The 17454-nt window shown below is 39.2% G+C and carries 16 protein-coding genes and 12 tRNA genes; 15 read left to right on the top strand and 13 right to left on the bottom strand.

The genetic code is table 11. The annotated features are described in order from the left end of the window. Positions 1-53 precede the first annotated feature (53 nt). Both QMA12_RS19815 and QMA12_RS19810 read right to left on the bottom strand, forming a co-directional pair. Positions 54-1136 (bottom strand): AI-2E family transporter, encoded by a 1083-nt coding sequence (locus QMA12_RS19815; protein ID WP_087534289.1) that lies wholly within the window; start codon positions 1134-1136, stop codon positions 54-56. Beyond that, positions 1129-1347, bottom strand: coding sequence for a hypothetical protein (locus QMA12_RS19810; RefSeq protein WP_087534290.1), 219 nt, complete (start codon positions 1345-1347; stop codon positions 1129-1131). The genes QMA12_RS19815 and QMA12_RS19810 overlap by 8 nt, the downstream gene beginning before the upstream one ends. Positions 1348-1484: 137 nt before the next feature. On the opposite strand from QMA12_RS19810, the gene QMA12_RS19805 reads away from it, so the two are divergent. Genes QMA12_RS19805 through QMA12_RS19785 form a run of 5 tightly spaced genes read left to right on the top strand, consistent with a single transcriptional unit; the run spans position 1485 to position 5016 of the window. Next, a complete protein-coding gene (locus tag QMA12_RS19805) occupies positions 1485-2150 on the top strand; it encodes a hypothetical protein (protein ID WP_087534291.1) in 666 nt (221 codons plus the stop codon). Position 2151: 1 nt separating this feature from the next. Continuing rightward, a complete protein-coding gene (locus QMA12_RS19800; RefSeq protein WP_290211193.1) occupies positions 2152-3612 on the top strand; it encodes a M48 family metalloprotease in 1461 nt (486 codons plus the stop codon). A gap of 53 nt (positions 3613-3665) precedes the next feature. Beyond that, positions 3666-4013 carry an arsenate reductase (glutaredoxin) gene (arsC, locus tag QMA12_RS19795; protein ID WP_087534293.1) on the top strand — a complete coding sequence of 116 codons (348 nt, stop codon included), beginning with the start codon at positions 3666-3668 and terminating at the stop codon, positions 4011-4013. Next, positions 4013-4567: an NAD(P)H:quinone oxidoreductase gene (gene wrbA / locus QMA12_RS19790; protein WP_087534294.1), complete on the top strand. Its 555-nt coding sequence runs from the start codon at positions 4013-4015 to the stop codon at positions 4565-4567. Before arsC ends, wrbA begins: the two co-directional genes overlap by 1 nt. Further along, positions 4564-5016, top strand: coding sequence for a DUF2069 domain-containing protein (locus QMA12_RS19785; protein ID WP_290211191.1), 453 nt, complete (start codon positions 4564-4566; stop codon positions 5014-5016). Before wrbA ends, QMA12_RS19785 begins: the two co-directional genes overlap by 4 nt. Positions 5017-5074: 58 nt before the next feature. Here the strand turns inward: QMA12_RS19785 and QMA12_RS19780 are convergent, their stop codons facing one another. Together QMA12_RS19780 and QMA12_RS19775 are read right to left on the bottom strand one after the other, a co-directional pair. Next, entirely contained in the window at positions 5075-6412 is a 1338-nt protein-coding gene (locus QMA12_RS19780; RefSeq protein ID WP_290211190.1) for an ankyrin repeat domain-containing protein, read from the bottom strand. 256 nt (positions 6413-6668) lie between these two features. Further along, positions 6669-7256 carry an ABC transporter substrate-binding protein gene (locus tag QMA12_RS19775; protein ID WP_290211205.1) on the bottom strand — a complete coding sequence of 196 codons (588 nt, stop codon included), beginning with the start codon at positions 7254-7256 and terminating at the stop codon, positions 6669-6671. A 243-nt stretch (positions 7257-7499) separates the two neighbouring features. On the opposite strand from QMA12_RS19775, the gene QMA12_RS19770 reads away from it, so the two are divergent. Both QMA12_RS19770 and QMA12_RS19765 read left to right on the top strand, forming a co-directional pair. After that, positions 7500-8033, top strand: coding sequence for an acyloxyacyl hydrolase (locus QMA12_RS19770; protein ID WP_087534297.1), 534 nt, complete (start codon positions 7500-7502; stop codon positions 8031-8033). Between the two features lie 51 nt (positions 8034-8084). Continuing rightward, the gene (locus QMA12_RS19765; protein WP_087534303.1) at positions 8085-8234 is read left to right on the top strand and encodes a DUF2897 family protein; all 150 of its coding nucleotides are present in this window, start codon (positions 8085-8087) and stop codon (positions 8232-8234) included. Between the two features lie 51 nt (positions 8235-8285). On the opposite strand, the gene metE is transcribed toward QMA12_RS19765, so the two are convergent. Next, positions 8286-10559 carry a 5-methyltetrahydropteroyltriglutamate--homocysteine S-methyltransferase gene (metE, locus tag QMA12_RS19760; RefSeq protein WP_356948034.1) on the bottom strand — a complete coding sequence of 758 codons (2274 nt, stop codon included), beginning with the start codon at positions 10557-10559 and terminating at the stop codon, positions 8286-8288. Between the two features lie 290 nt (positions 10560-10849). Between metE and QMA12_RS19755 the strand changes: the two genes are divergently transcribed. The 4 genes from QMA12_RS19755 to QMA12_RS19740 all read left to right on the top strand — a co-directional run bounded on the left by QMA12_RS19755 (position 10850) and on the right by QMA12_RS19740 (position 13985). After that, the gene (locus tag QMA12_RS19755) at positions 10850-11737 is read left to right on the top strand and encodes a LysR substrate-binding domain-containing protein (RefSeq protein WP_058558405.1); all 888 of its coding nucleotides are present in this window, start codon (positions 10850-10852) and stop codon (positions 11735-11737) included. A 53-nt stretch (positions 11738-11790) separates the two neighbouring features. Further along, positions 11791-12555 (top strand): ElyC/SanA/YdcF family protein, encoded by a 765-nt coding sequence (locus QMA12_RS19750; protein ID WP_290211186.1) that lies wholly within the window; start codon positions 11791-11793, stop codon positions 12553-12555. A 100-nt stretch (positions 12556-12655) separates the two neighbouring features. Continuing rightward, a complete protein-coding gene (locus tag QMA12_RS19745) occupies positions 12656-13684 on the top strand; it encodes a DUF3549 family protein (RefSeq protein ID WP_290211185.1) in 1029 nt (342 codons plus the stop codon). A gap of 1 nt (position 13685) precedes the next feature. Beyond that, positions 13686-13985, top strand: a complete 300-nt coding sequence (locus tag QMA12_RS19740; protein WP_087534300.1) for a DUF3301 domain-containing protein — start codon at positions 13686-13688, stop codon at positions 13983-13985. A 958-nt stretch (positions 13986-14943) separates the two neighbouring features. Here QMA12_RS19740 and QMA12_RS19735 read toward each other — a convergent pair. The 8 genes from QMA12_RS19735 to QMA12_RS19700 all read right to left on the bottom strand — a co-directional run bounded on the left by QMA12_RS19735 (position 14944) and on the right by QMA12_RS19700 (position 15940). Beyond that, positions 14944-15035, bottom strand: a tRNA-OTHER gene (locus QMA12_RS19735). A gap of 65 nt (positions 15036-15100) precedes the next feature. Beyond that, positions 15101-15176: transfer RNA gene (locus QMA12_RS19730), tRNA-Val, on the bottom strand. 19 nt (positions 15177-15195) lie between these two features. Further along, positions 15196-15271 (bottom strand) — tRNA-Val (locus QMA12_RS19725). A gap of 38 nt (positions 15272-15309) precedes the next feature. Further along, positions 15310-15385, bottom strand: a tRNA-Val gene (locus QMA12_RS19720). Between the two features lie 16 nt (positions 15386-15401). Further along, a tRNA-Val gene (locus tag QMA12_RS19715) sits at positions 15402-15477 on the bottom strand. A 34-nt stretch (positions 15478-15511) separates the two neighbouring features. Further along, positions 15512-15587 (bottom strand) — tRNA-Val (locus QMA12_RS19710). Positions 15588-15637: 50 nt separating this feature from the next. Further along, a tRNA-Val gene (locus QMA12_RS19705) sits at positions 15638-15713 on the bottom strand. Positions 15714-15864: 151 nt separating this feature from the next. Then, positions 15865-15940: transfer RNA gene (locus QMA12_RS19700), tRNA-Val, on the bottom strand. Positions 15941-16752: 812 nt separating this feature from the next. Between QMA12_RS19700 and QMA12_RS19695 the strand changes: the two genes are divergently transcribed. The 4 genes from QMA12_RS19695 to QMA12_RS19680 all read left to right on the top strand — a co-directional run bounded on the left by QMA12_RS19695 (position 16753) and on the right by QMA12_RS19680 (position 17313). Then, positions 16753-16828: transfer RNA gene (locus QMA12_RS19695), tRNA-Ala, on the top strand. Positions 16829-16868: 40 nt separating this feature from the next. After that, a tRNA-Glu gene (locus QMA12_RS19690) sits at positions 16869-16944 on the top strand. A gap of 137 nt (positions 16945-17081) precedes the next feature. Continuing rightward, positions 17082-17157 (top strand) — tRNA-Glu (locus QMA12_RS19685). A gap of 80 nt (positions 17158-17237) precedes the next feature. Further along, positions 17238-17313 (top strand) — tRNA-Glu (locus tag QMA12_RS19680). Positions 17314-17454: the final 141 nt, after the last annotated feature.

Genomic DNA, 17454 nt, shown 5'->3' with positions numbered 1-17454 from the left:
TGCTGCGTAATAATCAATTCATCTCTATGGTGCGCTATCTATACCATTTAAGACTAAAGCTGTTGATTATGCTCAATCAGTTGCTCTTCTTGCTTGCTCGACCATGCATTAATTAGTGCCTTTACGAGTGAAGCGAGAGGGATCGCAAAAAACACGCCCCAGAACCCCCAAAGCCCACCAAAAAATAGCACCGCAACAATAATAAATACCGGGTTTAAGTCTACCGCTTCAGAAAACAACAACGGTACCAATACATTGCCATCAAGCGCTTGAATAATGCCGTATACAATTAAAATGGTCCAAAACTGTGTTTCTACGCCAAACTGGAACAACGCCACTGCTGCAACGGGGATTGTAACTAAAGCAGCACCTACAAAAGGGATCAGTACAGAAAAACCAACGAGCACACCAAGCAGTGCTGCATAACGAAGATCTAGGACTGTAAAAGCAATAAACGATGCCGAACCCACAATTAAAATTTCAAACACTTTGCCACGAATATAATTCATAATTTGCTGATTCATTTCGTGCCAAACCTGTAAAATCAAGCGACGCTGTTTAGGTATCAATTTTTCTGCGCTCGTTATTAATTCGAGTTTGTCCTTTAGCATAAAAAATACTAACAAAGGCACTAAAATCAAATAAATAAGCCAAGCAGCTACATCTTTAAGTGAGGTCAATGATGCAGAGAGCACGACTTGACCAAATTCAATTACTTTATTTTCAACATTAGCAACTACAGACTGCACTTGCTCTGCAGTAATGAGGCTTGGATAATCATCCGGTAATTGCAATAAAAATGCTTTACCTTGCTCTATCATGTGTGGAGATTCTTGTACTAGATTACTAGTCTGTTGCCACAAAACTGGACCCATCCCAATAATTAATGTCAGCATTACACTTGTAAACACCAGCATAACAAGAATTGTTGCGGTAAAGCGGCGTAACCCTAAACGCTCAAGATGAACAACAGGCCAATCTAATAAATAAGCAATCACTAACGCAACTAATACTGGCACGATCAATGAGCCAAAGAAGTAAAACAACGCCATAAGCGCAATTAATAAAAAAAGTAAGGTAACTGAGTGAGGATCTGAAAACTTTCGTTCGTACCAGATTTTTACATATTCAAACACGTAATGGCTCCACAAATAACAGCCCTAGCTGCGGCTCTAATTTGTATTGATAATGATGTTTTTGCAAAAAACGTTCTATATCTGACGTAGATTGCTCTATTGAAAAAATAAATTTAATCGGCCGCATGTTACAGTTTGCCTGTTTTAAGCCTAACTTAAATTGAATAAATTGCTGCGGACAATTATATGTTCGTAAATCGAATTCTAACATAACTCGCATTCTCCCAAGATAAAATGCACAAAAAGTCTCATTACGCTGGTCTGTTGCTGAGTGTATTTGAAATTTTTCTTAAAACCCGCAGCGCAATAGTTTATCCTTAGTAAATAAACTGTAGTAAGGATATATTCATGCCCGGGACGCATAATAAAGCGCTACTACCAAGTAATCCAACTTTAAAAGAGATTAACTGGTATAAAAAGCAAATAAATTGGGGTGAATTACCACCATTTTATCATATGGTTGCGTCTTCAGTTAGTGAATCTGAGGGCATCTTAGAGCATGGCTTTGATAACGCCGTTAAGCGCTTAATAGATAAACGCAATTGGAACTTAGACATACTCGAAGGCTTTGAAAATTCACTCGGTGAAATCCATTGTGATAAAAAACCGCGCATAGCTTTGCATCAAATTTTTACTGACCGAGGTTTTGAACTATGGGCGCTTCCCTACGCTAAGGAAGTTACAATAGATCAATATGTAAAAGATAACCGCTTTATGGAGTTTAAAGTATGGGATCCTGTCACCATGAAAAGCCTGATCCGAATAAATCAATTACATAAGTTTATCGGGTTTTATTTTGAACGTGGTGATAAGGCCGATAAAGCTTTGATCCTCCACGCTCACAAAACAGTACATAAAATTATTACTTTTTTACAAAGAGAATTGAACGTAGTAAAGCTCGATGGTGTCACAATAAAAGATTTCTACCAATTGTGTGAAAAAGACAGCCGTGCATGCAGTGATGAAATTGATATAGCAAAACTGATGCTTGGCGACACAATCAACAAGGAATAAAATGCGATTAAAATCAGCCTTTATCACCGCAATTAGTGCGTTGTTTACGATAAGCGTACTTAGCAGTGAGCCTTTAAAGGCACAAACTAACTTCAAACTACCAGATTTAGGTACTTCTGCATTACAAGCTTTACCACTTGAAAAAGAACAAGCGATTGGTGAAGTAATGATGATGCAAATTCGAGGTTCATCCCCCGTTATTAACGATCCTGTACTTGATGAATATTTAACAACCCTTGGTCGAAAGTTAGTGGCTAACGCTAATGATGTACGCTTTCCTTTTTCTTTTTTCTGGATCAATAACCCTGAGATCAATGCCTTTGCTTTTTACGGTGGTCATGTAGGTGTACATACAGGGTTAATGGCACAATCAGATAATGAAAGTCAATTTGCGTCCGTACTAGGCCATGAAATTGCTCACGTCACACAGCGCCACCTAGCTCGTAGAATTCAACAGCAGCAAGATAATAGCGCACTCACAATTGCGGGGATGATAGCCGGTATTTTAGCCAGCGTTGTATCGCCTGACGCAGGTATTGCTATTATTTCGGCAAACCAAACTCAAGCCGCCTTTAGCCAACTAACGCATAGTCGCTCAGCTGAACAAGAAGCGGATCGGATTGGTATGCAAACACTTAACAATGCTGGTTTTGACCCCTATGCATCGAGCGAATTTTTAACCAAACTTGCTGCTCAACTTCGCTACAAATATAAACCTCCAGCGTTCTTACTTACTCACCCACTCCCTGAATCTAGGGTATCCGATGTACGTTTGCGCGCACAACAATATGATAAACGTCAGTACCCGACTAGTTTAGAGTTTAATTTGGCAAAAAGCCGTGTGATTGCCCGCTATCATCATAAACCTAAAGATGCTGAAAATTTATTTAGAAAACTCATTAAAGACAATAATTTTTACAATACCACTGCACTTAAATATGGATTGGGAATTAGTTTACTTGATCAAAAAAAATTAGATGATGCAGCAGAGATATTAGAAGAATTACTTGCGTCGGATCCGAAAAACCTCTTTTACATTGATACTCATACCGATTTACTTATTGCCCAAAAAAAGGCTGACGAAGCAGTTAATTTTTTAGCGAAGCTGCACGACAATCGACCTAATAACCAAGTAATTACCTTAAACTACGCTAATGCGGCTTTAGAAGCAGAACAGTACCCTGTAGCAGAGCAGCTGCTAAAATCTTTTTTACTTGAAAAGCCAGATCATAACTTGGCGAAACAATTACTCGCTGATACCTACAAAAAACAAAATAACTTGGCTGCGTATCACGAAGCAAATGCTGATGTACTAGCCCAGTATGGTGCGTATTTAAAAGCGGCTGACGAAGTGCAAAAAGCGTTAAATTTTGTCGAGCCGCAAGAGCTGGTTAAACAACAGAGATTAAAAGCGTTACTAACACAATATAGGCAAATGCAAAAAGAACTCGCGAGACTTTAAGTCTCGCGTCAGTTGCCCTAAAATAGCCCCACTTTAGTTAAAGGATATTTATTATGTCAGTCTCTATTTATCATAATCCACGTTGTTCTAAATCTCGTGAAACACTTGCATTACTTGAAGAAAAGTCAATAACTCCAGACGTTATCGAGTACTTAAAAACGCCATTAAATGAAGCTCAACTAAAAACACTTATAGACCAATTAGGGTTTAATTCTGCTCGTCAGATGATGCGTACCAAAGAAGACATATACAAAGAGCTCAATTTAAAAGAGCAAACAAACGAAGATGCGCTTATCAAAGCAATGGTGCAAAATCCTAAATTAATTGAACGTCCTATTGTGGTTAACAACAATAAAGCAGCCATTGGTCGTCCTCCTGAAAATGTATTAAGCGTACTTTAATGCAACCAACTATTATTGTTCTTTACCACTCGAGCCACGGCTCTGTTGCAGCTATGGCACATGAAATTGCCGATGCCATTGAATTACAAGGCGGTACCGCCTTACTACGTACTTTTGTCGTTAAAAACCCTGAAGATATTGTTATCAGTAAAGAAGAACTAATAAGCTGTCATGGACTGGCCTTTGGTACTCCAACCCGGTTTGGCATGATGGCTTCGCAAGCGAAAACATTTTGGGAGACCACCAGTGATTTATGGCTAAAGGGTCAGCTGATTGATAAACCCGCTTGCGTGTTTTCATCGTCAAGTAGTATGCATGGTGGAAATGAAGCTACGTTATTGAATTTATCATTGCCACTTTTACACCATGGAATGATGTTGATGGGTGTCCCTTATGAAGTTCCTGAGTTGCTCGCAACACAATCCGGCGGTACCCCCTACGGTGCCAGCCATGTAGCTGGCTCAAGTAACAACGCCCAACTGAGTAAAGACGAAATCAAAATTTGCCAAAGTGTTGGCCAAAGACTGGTTAAAATCACGAGAAAATTACAATGACAACTGAAAAAACTACCAGCATAGCTAAGAAGCCACTGACGATTCGATTTCAGCGTATAGCATTGTTTGGCTACTTTGGGCTTTTAATATTGATGCCAATATGGCTTTATTTAATAGCACCACGTGAAGGCCACAGTAATGGCTTTATTTTTGCTGTTTATATTCTACCTTTACTCCTACCTTTAAAAGGCATTTTACAAGACAAGCCTTATACGTATGCATGGGCAAACTTTATTGTCATGTTTTATTTCATCCATGGCTTTACATTATTATGGGTTGCTCAAGGTCAGCTTATCTGGGTATTACTGGAATTACTATTCGCAAGTGCCATGTTTATAGGGTGTACTTACTATGCTCGTCATCGAGGCCAAGAGTTAGGGCTTAAGATACGTAAGCTAAAAGAAGAGCTTGCAGAAGAGAAAGCCGCACATGAACACAACAAAGATTAATCCTAATTCCAAACAAAAAACGCGCTAAATAGCGCGTTTTTTTTGCACCTCTGCGAAGTTAAACTAATTCGCTTAAAGTTGCTAATGCAACAATACTGGCAAGCCCCAACTGAGCTATCAAGCTTAAAAAAGAGAAACAGCGCAACACAAATAGACCCCAAGGGTGTTTGATATGGGGATACAGCGCGCAGCGTTTTAAGCTCATTGCAAAAAAGAAGCAAATAATCGATAACATGGTAAGGCTTAATGTTAATTCACTTTTTATAGCAAGCGTTTCATCGAAAAAGAAAAACAACTGTAATGGTAATAATAAAGTGACAATGGCGTGTAATCCATGCACTTTTTTAATTCGTGCAAACTGCCCATCAGGTGAAAGCTCTTTTATACCAAAGTCTCGCTCTAAACATTTGACTAATTGCGTTGCTTTTATACTCACAGCTAAGCGGTAACAACTCAGCCCTTCGTTATTGCGTACTCGAAAGTCATACCCTGATTTAAGTAATAGCACCATGAGCGGTTCATTTTTGGCGATAACGGCATAATGCAATGCAGTATTTCCTAACTTATCCGCGAGTGTTTTATCTTGCTTATCGAGCAAGGTTTGAACTAAGTTTACATAACCTTTTTCTACCGCCCACATAAATGCGGTTTTGTCATTCTCGTCACTTAAGGTGCCTGTCGCACCTTGCTCAATAAAGCGCATAGCCATTGTTTGCTTTGCTGTATCAAAGCTTAAATGCGCCAATAAGGCTTGTTCTAATAAAAGCGCAGAATCTACATTAGGAGATACTTGGGTTAGCAAGGTGAAATAATCTTTGCCGCTTGCTACTTTTTCAGCGGCTAGCTCGCTTAAGCGCTCAATATCATTTACTGACTGAGGAATGAATTGACTAAAACGCTCTCTAAAATCAACTTCTTCCCATATTGCTAATGCATCCTCAGCACTAATTTTACTCCCTGTATTGAGTGCATGCTCAATAACCGTAAAATAGCGTTTAGTAAACAAATGGCCAATCAGTGAAAGCGGTGTATCAATAGCTGCCTGCGCTGCTATGCTGGCGTACTTTTCTAACCGCTGACACATTAATAGTACTAGGCTTTCAGGAGTATAGTCATTGTCGTAATAGTAATTTTTTGCTGCACTTATATAATGCTGTGCATCTTCATCGTATTCACTAATATGTTGAAAGAAACATTCTTCAAACGGTTCGAGTGGAGTTAACCATGTGAGGTAATAAATTGGGGGTAATACGGTGGTGCAAACACCATCATCTTCTTCAGTGGAGCGACAAGCAGGCCACGCTTCTAAAGCGTCTAGAATAAATGCCCCATTCTGCTCAATAAGTCCTTTGACTAATAGCGGGTATTCTTTAGGCCAAATTAGTACATTTTCCATTAAATCAACACAACTCCAGTGTCTAAAATGCTCGGGGGATAAGTGAGTGCTAAGTTATAACAAGCTAAAACTGACACTGCGCTTAATACTCTTTAATACTTGTGCACAATAGAGTAATCGACTCAAATACACGAGGCTTATTCTAACATACCTTGATCCACGCGCTAGACTAAAGAGTGTGATTTTAAAAGAATAATAGAAAACGACAAACTAGTAACGTAGCTTGTCGTTTTAGGTTGGAGACTTACTTAAAAAGTTATTTTTTACCCAATTCTGTTGTCACTTGCGCCAACCCAACTGCTGAAATTCGCTGGATGACTTCTTTTTGTTTTGCACTTAGTAATGAGATCCCTTCAGCGACAATATCGTACACTTTCCAGCTACCATCTTTACTTTGACGTAACTTAAAATGTAAATCAATTGTTGGCGCGCTGGTGTCTATGATCTGTGTTTTGACCGTAGCGAAATCACCAGAAATCACATTTGTATCATCTTCAAATTTAATTTTTTGTCCAGTGTATTTCATTAACGCACCGGCATAAGTTGCACTCAAGTAATGTTCAACTGAAGAAATAAACGCACTCGCCTGCGCACGATCAATTCCTTTAATATGTTTACCTAGTAATTTATATGAGACAAACTTCACATCCATATGAGGCATCAAATATTTATCTACAACAGCAGTCATTTCACTTTTACTTGCCGTTCCTTGATTATTTACTTTACTGATCTCACTAAACAACTGATCTCCCACTTGAGTTAAGAGCTGTACAGGTGATTGTTGGGCATTAGCAAAAAGGGAACTACTAAAAAATAATGTAATAATAAATAGATAGTGCTTCATTGAAATCATTGTGTGTCTCCTCTATGTGTGAGTGGGTAATTTACCTGTTTTGTATGCTTACAAAAAGAATCTAAATGGCACATTATTAATGGCAAATTCGCACCAATCAAAATATCTCTTCATAATCAGGTTGTTACTTCTTCAAATATCTAATTGCAGAGGGAAAGTGTTTTTTAGTCGCTTGAATTCATACTAATCATACCCCTATTTTGTAAATATCAATTACATCTATGGACGCTTCTAATGACTTACAAACAAGTATTTAGATATATTTTTATGGTATTAACTTTTATAGCTAGTACTAACAGCTTTGCACTATCAAATCATGGTTATGCCCTCGATTACGTCCAAGGCGAAGGAGACGTTAAAGGGCTAAAACTAGCCTACCAATACCATGCTCCACAACTTCAATCTATTTTGAAAAATAGCCATGTTTATTTAGAATCTAGTATCAACATTTGGGAATACGGTGCTGAAAATAAACATCAAACTAACTTGGTGTTAGCGATATCGCCAGTACTCCAATATCCTATAGGGCACATCAAAAACATACCTATATCTATAGAAGCAGGAATTGGATTTTCTCTTATTGACGATACTTACTTTGCAAGCAAAAATGTAAGTACACACTACCAGTTCGAAGACAGAATTGGCTTTGTTGCCGAGTTTGGCGATGTGACTACAGCTTTACGCTACCTGCATTACTCAAACGCAGGTTTTAAACGCCCTAATCCTGGACTCGATTTTATTTCCTTATCATTGTCTAAACGTTTTTAAGAATAATAATATTTGCTATACTCGGCGCTACAGTCGCTCATTGAGAACAAAATGCAAGTTTGGCATATACTCATTATTATTTTGGTGCTTGCCATCATAATAGGAAATGTTTTACTGATAAAACATTCGGCAAAAATGGAATTAAAAAAACCGAACGATAAAGAAAGCGCAAGCTCAAAGAAGGAAAAAAGCCCTAACTAAATTTGTTAAGGCTTTATATCGTAGGCAATGCCTTTTACGAATGAATATTGGTTATTGCAATTCTTTCCGTAACTCTTTAGTCGCTTTAACCATATTATCAATGGCTTGGCGCGTTTCTTCCCAACCACGGGTTTTTAAACCGCAGTCTGGATTCACCCATAAACGTTCAACTGGTATTTTACGTGCAGCTTTATGAATTAGCGCTTTTATCCATGCGATATCAGGTACATTTGGAGTATGAATATCATAGACTCCAGGTCCAATGTCATTTGGGTAATCAAAATTTTCAAATGCGGCCAACAATTCCATATTAGAACGAGATGTTTCAATGGTGATCACATCCGCATCCATATCTGCAATCGCGGCTATAATGTCATTAAACTCCGCATAACACATATGAGTATGAATTTGAGTTTCATCTTTTACGCCACTGGCTGAGACTCTGAATGCATAAGCTGCCCATTCCAAATACGCTTGCCACTGACTTTCTTTTAATGGCATACCTTCACGAAATGCAGGTTCATCTATTTGAATAATATCAATACCTGCATTTTGCAAATCAACAACTTCATCACGCAATGCCAGTGCAATTTGATTGGCAATCGTTGCTTTATCTAAATCATCACGTATAAATGACCAAAACAAAATAGTGATCGGCCCTGTTAGCATACCTTTCATTTTTTTACTGGTCAGTGACTGCGCATAGTATGACCACGCAACCGTCATGGCTTTTTCCCGTGACACATCCCCCCAAATCACTGGAGGCTTAACACAACGAGAACCATAACTTTGTACCCAACCAAACTGGGTAAAAGCAAACCCTTCGAGTAATTCACCAAAATATTCAACCATATCATTACGCTCAGCTTCACCGTGTACTAATACATCTAAATCCAAAGCCTCTTGTTCTTCTACTGCATAACGAATTTCTGCTGCCATTTGATTTTGATAGTCATCGGCCGATAACCTACCCCTTTTAAAGTCACGACGAGCTTTGCGGATTGCTTGTGTTTGCGGGAATGAGCCTATCGTAGTAGTGGGCAGTAATGGTAAATTCAGTGCTGCGCGTTGCTTTTTCATACGTTGAGAAAATACACTCTGACGTTTGCCATCATGTACTGTTAACGCACTTACTCGTTGCTGTACCACAGCATTATTGACACGAGTAGATGTTAAACGTGCTTTTACAGGAGCTGAATATGCAATGAGTTCGCTATTGTCATTATTTTCTAAAGCAACGTTTAATAATGACAACTCTCGGCCTTTTTGTTTTGCAAATGCAAGCCATGAGCGTAATTCATCATCAAGCTTTTCTTCCTGATCTAAATCGACAGGCGTATGTAATAGCGAACAAGATGGTGCCAACCATAAATTATTACCGCGCCTTGCTGCTATATCTTTCACATTATTAAAAACAGTAACTAGATCTGCACGCCAAACATTACGTCCATTTATAACACCCAATGATAAAACTTGATTTAAATTCAACAAGTTATCTAACTCAGCGATATCAACCGTGGTGGCAACACAATCAAAATGCACACCATCGACAGGGTAAGCTGCAATGTCATCATAATAAACAGTGACTGTGTCAAAGTAGCTAGCAAGTAACAATTTCACCCCTTGCCCCGCAAGAGCATTAAAACTGATCCTTAATGCATTGCGATAATTATCCGCCAGCTCAAGACCAAGAATAGGCTCATCGATTTGTACCCACTTAACACCTTGCTGTGCTAGCTTTGCTAATACTTGTTGATAAACAGGCAATAACCTTTGCAGTAGAGTTAATTTATCAAATTCTTGGCCAGCACATTTAGCTAAATAAAGGTAAGTTACAGGACCGATTAATACAGCTTTTGCATTATGACCTAAAGCGTGTGCTTGAGAAACATGCTCAAATAACTCAGTCCATGTTAATTTAAACTGCTGATCAAAACTCAGCTCCGGCACGATATAATGATAGTTAGTGTTAAACCACTTCGTCATTTCGCTCGCTGCGCAGGAACATCCTGTTGGTGCTCGACCACGACCAATACGAAAGACTGTATCAAGATCAACGTTGCCATTAGCGGTTTGATGACGTTTAGGGATCGCACCTAGTAATAAAGAGGTGGATAACACATGATCATACCAAGCAAAATCACCAACAGGTACTAAATCAACGCCACCATCCGCTTGAATAGCCCAGTTTTCTGCTCGGATAATTTTACCTTGTTCAAGTAACTCTGTTTGGTTAATTTCACCTGCCCAATACGATTCTATTGCAAATTTTAGTTCTCGTTTCTTACCTATACGAGGAAAACCTAAGTTATGTAATTGTGCCATGCTATAAATACTCATTTAGATGTTTAGATGGCCAAAAAATACATTTATTCTTCATATCATACAATTGATGCTTCCTCAGTTTAAACTTGAGGTAAATTCATGAAAATATTTATCAAAATAACAAAAAACACAATGACAACGCTGTCAAAAAATATAGTATAGTAACATTGTAAATATCACGTAAAAAAAGCTACTAGGCATAGCCATCCAGACGTTGAAACATCTCAATTAAAAGCGTAGTATGTCTAAAATCTGAGTGAACCTCACTTTTCCCATGAGAATTATTAAAGATGATTGATGTAAAACACTTGAAGACCATTGCCACATTAAAAGAAACCGGTTCTTTGGTGAATACCGCCCGTGAGCTTTTTTTAACTCAGTCCGCTTTATCTCACCAGATCAAAGATTTAGAGAATAAGCTAGATTGTCAGTTATTCGAACGCAAAACCCAACCTGTGCGTTTTACGCCGCAAGGTATGTTGCTGTTAGAATTAGCAAATGAAGTACTGCCAAGAGTTGAGGCAACCAAGTGCCGTTTAAAAGAAAGCTTAAATCAGCCAATTTCACAGCTGCGCTTAAGTGTAGAATGCCACGCTTGCTTTCATTGGTTACTGCCAACCATTAAAGAATTTAATAATTTTTGGCCCGATATTAAAGTCGATTACGAACGTGGCTTTAGCTATGATGCCATTCCAGATTTACTCAATGAAGAGCTAGATTTAGTCTTAACTTCGGATATACGTGAACCTGATAAACTTGAATACGCACACCTTTTTGACTTCAAGTTAAAGTTAATTGTCGCACCAGATCACGAACTTGCTAAAAAAGCATACGTTACAGCGCTAGACTTAAAAAACGAAACTATTATTTCTTATCCAATTCCTCGTGAGCGTCAGGATATATTTAAGCATTTCATCCAAAATGCACGATTTGATGGCACACTCAAAAATGTTGACCAAGGGCTATTAATTTTCCAATTAGTAAGCGCAGGGATGGGTGTTGCAGCATTACCCGATTGGCTGGTAACCCCCTATGAAAGCCAAGGGTTAATAAAATCAATCCCCCTAGGCGCACTTGGGCTTACTCGTCCAATGTATTTGGCGATGAAGAAGAATATGAAAGACAACCCCGTTTATCGTCATTTTTTAAATACCTGTAAACTAAATAACGGTCGATAATCTCAAGTATTCACAGTAGCATAGACACAAATTTAGTTAATAATGCTACTGTGATGTTTGAACTTAAAAAAATTATCGGCGCAATGCTGATGCCCCTCCCTTTATTAGGTATTGCTTGTGTTGTTTGCCTATGCATGACTTTTCGCAGCAATAAAGTACTTTCACTTATTGGCTTACTAGCGATAAGCTGCCTACTTTTGATCAGCACACCTTTTTTTGCCCAAAAAATTATTTCACCCGATACACAATTACATTATGCTTTTGACGTTAATAAACACACAACCCTTGATAAAATTGTGGTACTTGGATGTGACATTAACCCAAACCCACACTTAACAGCCAACAGTCAGCTCGGTAATTGCGCCAAAAGCCGCTTAGTTGAAGGACTACGTTTAGCATACAAGTACCCAAATTCACAGCTTATTGTATCTGGTGGAGGTATAGGTAAAGTCACAAATAGTAGTTTAATGCGTCAAACTGCTATCAGCTTAGGTGTCAATGCAACTCGCATTAAGCAAAATCCATCTGCAATGGATACTGCAGATGAAGCCAAATTATTAGCACCTGCACTCGTAGATTTCAAGGTTGCGTTAGTAACCTCAGCGAACCACATGACCCGAGCCAAAAGTTTATTTAACGCCCAAGGTATAGAAATTATTCCTGCAGCAACTGATTACTATGACTTTTCAGCATGGCCGATACATAAACAGTTTATTCCCAGTGCTGGTGTATTAAAAGCGGTTACCAGTCAGTGGCATGAAGTAATTGGTAAAGCATGGATTTCATTACGGCGCTGGCTTGACCCTGAAGCACTGTAGCTAAAGTTATACTCTTATGTAGAAATATTTGTGCTGTTCCCTCAAAAGCTGCTATGAAGTATAATTTGCTTTATATAGTGGTATAAATTTTGAGAACATAATGACTGAGCAGTTAGCAACTTTAGGCCAGCTCCTTGATGGAGCTGGTACACAATGGCGTGCGTTTGATATTGGCAGGCACATTACAAAGTTTGAGAAAAAACAGTTTAACGCCATTGAGCAAGCACAAATCCCCTACCCATACCCACTTGCTGGCCATGCTTGGATTGCTATCCAATTTTGGGACAGTGTAGCCAGTAAAGAACCATATGTATGGTTTTTAAAGTTCCCTGTAGATGAACAAAGTAAGCTTGTGTGTGCAAGCCGTGATCATTTTGCCAATATGGTTATTGAAGCGTTAGGCAATGATCTCACTGGTGAGCAAGCTGATGGCAAACTTGATAACAACCCTTATGTTTTTACCCCTAACGCTAATAAACTAGCGGCATTCAACGCACAACTAAAAGTACTCCTTAGGCAACCTGCCTCTGAGTATTATGAATACTCACAGCTTTATTTCAGTGGAAAACTCGGTTTTGATAATTGGCAAAGTGTGGCTGTGCAAGGTATTGCTGACTTTGCGTTACGTTTGGATGACGATGCAAATCTATCAAACTTGCAAAAAGCATGGCCGTATTTACCCCCTGAAGTATTACAGCCCCTAAGTGCTATGCTTGAGCATGTTCAAATCCCAGCAAGTCTATCTGAGCAGCTTTTAGAGCACGCTGAAACAGCTATTGAGCATAAAGATACTCTTTCATTGATTTGCGCGCTGAGGGCCATGTCAAAGTCCCAAGCAAAAGGTTTAACCGCCAAGCTTGTAGACGAAGTTTTAGTATCAGAAATCGCAACTGATTCAGACGTCTTACTTACAATTGCCGGGCGCTGCTTTACGCTACTAGAAGACCCTGAACGCTTACATCTTTTTATGGATAATTGCGCTCACCATCAAGTAATTGATGAGCTTTTCCCAAGTATTTTTGCTGACTTAGTTGCAATCCCGAGTATTCGCCCGCATCTATTAGGTTTATTACGAAAAGAAAACCGCAGCGAAAAGCTCGCTCGCGCAATTGGAAGGTTATTCTCTTAACATGGCAAGCTTATGGACATTCATTATTATTGGCAGTGTAATTTATCTGTTTTGGCTTAATCGAAAAATAGCTGAAGCAGCAAACGCACACGCTAAGCGTCAAACCGACCAACTACAGGTTCAATTAATGAGTGTCGCCTGCACTAAACGTCGTTTTGGACTTTTGAAAAATGGCAAGCCGGGTGTAAAAAGTGAGTTCATGTTTGAATTTTCCAGTGATGGCCAAAGCGCATACCAAGGGGCTTTGTTTATGGAAAACGAAATGCTGAAAAGCGTTGTCGTGCCACCGCATAAGATCTAGTTAGAAAGTTAGAAAGTTAGAAAGTTAGAAAGTTAGAAAGTTAGAAAGTTAGAAAGTTATTTTAGATAAATCTTAATTAAAAGCAACGCCAGAAACTAAGGCGTAACTTATAGTTACGCCCCAATCTGACTTCATCCATAATCAGGCATCCATACCTACGCCGAAGCGACCTTTTTTATCTTTCCCCTGAACGGGTATACATCCCAAATACACCCTCACATCGCATCTATGCGATATCCTACACGTCCTAGTGTTATCCTCTAGCCATCTTTGACTGTCCTGCGCCTCCAGGCACTCCTATTACTTCCTGTAATATAATCCCTTGGTTATTCCTTTTCATTAGCTCCGCTAATGCTCTGCATCCTGGCAGTTTCCTATACCTTCCTTGTCATCCATGAAATCTTATCCATTTGGCATCTTGCCTAGCTTCTTGCTAATTTGCCATATTCCACTTCCTTGGCAGCAGCTCAATCATTGAGTCTGTATCGTCTTGATGAAATAAAGTTTACGTTAATACTGACTTAGAGATAGTGATAAATAGTAATTATTTTCATGTAATATTTTTGCAAAAAAAGAAAAGAATCATAAAACCAACAACTTACAGATTTAATATTAATATATAATTGAATTATAAGTGATAATGCGTACAGCAATGTACGATATATCGCACACTGTAATTTCCAATATACCGTTTAAGCTATAACTCCAATGTATTCAATGAAAACATAGCGGCTTTTGTAAATTCAGCAGAGGTACCATCTTTCTTAAGATATAAAAAGTTTGCTATGTAGAATGTCTGATCAGAGACGAAGATAGCCCTTTGCATAAAGGCGCAGGTCACTCTCGTTATTTGATAAAGATGCTCTCTTTTCTTACAACTGAGTTAATTACCCGGATAGGCTTTTTACGATAAATAGTCAGAAGAATTAAGATTAGATGCTGTAGAAGTGTTTATATGTGGTGGGTGATACTGGACTTGAACCAGTGACCCTCGCCATTATTTGTAAAGGGAGGCGATGCTCTCTTTTCTTACAACTGAGTTAATTACCCGGATAGGCTTTTTACGATAAATAGTCAGAGGAATTAAGATTAGATGCTGTAGAAGTGTTTATATGTGGTGGGTGATACTGGACTTGAACCAGTGACCCTCGCCTTGTAAGGGCGATGCTCTCCCAACTGAGCTAATCACCCACATATAATTTTGATTAAATGGTGGGTCGTACTGGACTTGAACCAGTGACCCTCGCCTTGTAAGGGCGATGCTCTCCCAACTGAGCTAACGACCCCAAATAATCAGTTTTCTTTGCAGTTACCATTTTATAAATGGTGGGTCGTACTGGACTTGAACCAGTGACCCTCGCCTTGTAAGGGCGATGCTCTCCCAACTGAGCTAACGACCCGCAAAGAATATCTAAATGGTGGGTGATACTGGACTTGAACCAGTGACCCTCGCCTTGTAAGGGCGATGCTCTCCCAACTGAGCTAATCACCCATTTAGATTTTTGTAATATACACCATTTAAAAAATGGTGGGTCGTACTGGACTTGAACCAGTGACCCTCGCCTTGTAAGGGCGATGCTCTCCCAACTGAGCTAACGACCCATATTACGATCTTAAAAAATGACTATTAACATAATAACAGGCTTTATATGTGGTGGGTGATACTGGACTTGAACCAGTGACCCTCGCCTTGTAAGGGCGATGCTCTCCCAACTGAGCTAATCACCCACATATAAATTAAAACGCTACTATTAAAATAAAATAGCACTGGACTTTAACCAGTGAACCTCACCGTTACTTATAAATAGCGGTGATGCTCTCTTTTCTCTACTGATATAACGACCATGTAGAGTATAGATGTGGACCACTTTCTAATAAGTGGTGGGTGATACTGGACTTGAACCAGTGACCCTCGCCTTGTAAGGGCGATGCTCTCCCAACTGAGCTAATCACCCACATCTAAAAACAACACATTGCTGCGTTGTTGTGGGGCGCTATTATAGATAGAGTTGTAAATGTGTCAACACTTGAATGAGTAAAAATGGTTTAGATGTGGTTTTTATAATCAACAAGATGGCAGAAAGCACACTTTATAGCCATATTGCTGAGATTTTGTCTCGTTACTTTTAATTTTAAACAAAACACAATGTGTCAGTGAGTGATGTAGCAATAGAATTATATAAACTTCACTGGTTTTAACAAAATCAGAATCTAATAACCTTATCGCTATAGTTGGGTAAAAACTTTATGGCGATTTCTAAATTAAAAGAGCAACCTATTTCCAAGCTTTCTTATCACTCTCACGTTTATATTTAATAGCCTCTGTTAGCAAGCTATCTCATAATGAATTAAACACCTTCCATTTTACAAAGCACAGGAAAACTTTTAATCCAATTAATAAATAGCCTCCTCCCTTTACTTGGCATAACCCTGTTATTCACCAGCATTTAACTCTTTTGAATTGATACTTTATAAAACAAATCACAGAAAGTTAATTTTCCATATAAATGTATACCTTCTATAAACGCATTAAATTGACAAATTGCGAGTTTAACCAGATCCAGAACCTCATGTATAAACAAAAACAACTATTCAGTTCAAAAAACAAACCGCAGAGTGTATAGATTATCCAGTTTGTTGAAAAATAGGGCATTTGAATAAAGTTACTGAAAAAAATGTTGACATTATTTAGGTGGCTGCATAGAATGCGCCCCGCACTCAGCGATACACAGCCCGATTTACCAAGCAGTGTAAAGCAAAATAAGTTGGGGCTATAGCTCAGCTGGGAGAGCGCTTCGCTGGCAGCGAAGAGGTCTGCGGTTCGATCCCGCATAGCTCCACCAAACTTATTTTTGTGTTTGTCCTAGGGTAGCAGTTTTCTGTGTCCCCATCGTCTAGAGGCCTAGGACACCGCCCTTTCACGGCGGTAACAGGGGTTCGAATCCCCTTGGGGACGCCAATCTGATTTATCAGTTTCGGTTCTACCGAGAAAATAGCGAAGCAAATACAGCTCGAGTCTTTATTTGCATTTATTCGTATTACCTTAACTCATGATTGGAGTATAAACAATCAATCGTCCTAGTGACACATTTTTGTGTCCCCATCGTCTAGAGGCCTAGGACACCGCCCTTTCACGGCGGTAACAGGGGTTCGAATCCCCTTGGGGACGCCACTTATTATAAGTGTGTGTTATGAAAACTACTCGCCTGAAACGAGTCTAACTATTCAGTTGTCCTAGTGACACATTTCTGTGTCCCCATCGTCTAGAGGCCTAGGACACCGCCCTTTCACGGCGGTAACAGGGGTTCGAATCCCCTTGGGGACGCCACTTATTATAAGTGTTGTGTTATGAAAACTACTCGCCTGAAACGAGTCTAACTATTCAGTTGTCCTAGTGACACATTTCTGTGTCCCCATCGTCTAGAGGCCTAGGACACCGCCCTTTCACGGCGGTAACAGGGGTTCGAAT

Origin of the sequence: Pseudoalteromonas sp. APC 3893, from assembly GCF_030408095.1 — a bacterium.
In the GTDB taxonomy this organism is placed as follows: Bacteria; Pseudomonadota; Gammaproteobacteria; order Enterobacterales; family Alteromonadaceae; genus Pseudoalteromonas.
The sequence above is the reverse complement of the archived record's forward strand: the minus strand, read 5'-3'. Positions and strand labels throughout refer to the sequence as shown.

Excerpts from the sequence above, each read along its gene's own strand:
- QMA12_RS19810 (WP_087534290.1), bottom strand. The coding sequence starts at position 1,347 with ATGTTAGAATTCGATTTACGAACATATAATTGTCCGCAGCAATTTATT.
- QMA12_RS19805 (WP_087534291.1), top strand. The coding sequence starts at position 1,485 with ATGCCCGGGACGCATAATAAAGCGCTACTACCAAGTAATCCAACTTTA.
- QMA12_RS19800 (WP_290211193.1), top strand. The coding sequence starts at position 2,152 with ATGCGATTAAAATCAGCCTTTATCACCGCAATTAGTGCGTTGTTTACG.
- arsC (WP_087534293.1), top strand. The coding sequence starts at position 3,666 with ATGTCAGTCTCTATTTATCATAATCCACGTTGTTCTAAATCTCGTGAA.
- wrbA (WP_087534294.1), top strand. The coding sequence starts at position 4,013 with ATGCAACCAACTATTATTGTTCTTTACCACTCGAGCCACGGCTCTGTT.
- QMA12_RS19785 (WP_290211191.1), top strand. The coding sequence starts at position 4,564 with ATGACAACTGAAAAAACTACCAGCATAGCTAAGAAGCCACTGACGATT.
- QMA12_RS19780 (WP_290211190.1), bottom strand. The coding sequence starts at position 6,412 with ATGGAAAATGTACTAATTTGGCCTAAAGAATACCCGCTATTAGTCAAA.
- QMA12_RS19775 (WP_290211205.1), bottom strand. The coding sequence starts at position 7,256 with ATGAAGCACTATCTATTTATTATTACATTATTTTTTAGTAGTTCCCTT.
- QMA12_RS19770 (WP_087534297.1), top strand. The coding sequence starts at position 7,500 with ATGACTTACAAACAAGTATTTAGATATATTTTTATGGTATTAACTTTT.
- QMA12_RS19765 (WP_087534303.1), top strand. The coding sequence starts at position 8,085 with ATGCAAGTTTGGCATATACTCATTATTATTTTGGTGCTTGCCATCATA.
- metE (WP_356948034.1), bottom strand. The coding sequence starts at position 10,559 with ATGGCACAATTACATAACTTAGGTTTTCCTCGTATAGGTAAGAAACGA.
- QMA12_RS19755 (WP_058558405.1), top strand. The coding sequence starts at position 10,850 with ATGATTGATGTAAAACACTTGAAGACCATTGCCACATTAAAAGAAACC.
- QMA12_RS19750 (WP_290211186.1), top strand. The coding sequence starts at position 11,791 with ATGTTTGAACTTAAAAAAATTATCGGCGCAATGCTGATGCCCCTCCCT.
- QMA12_RS19745 (WP_290211185.1), top strand. The coding sequence starts at position 12,656 with ATGACTGAGCAGTTAGCAACTTTAGGCCAGCTCCTTGATGGAGCTGGT.
- QMA12_RS19740 (WP_087534300.1), top strand. The coding sequence starts at position 13,686 with ATGGCAAGCTTATGGACATTCATTATTATTGGCAGTGTAATTTATCTG.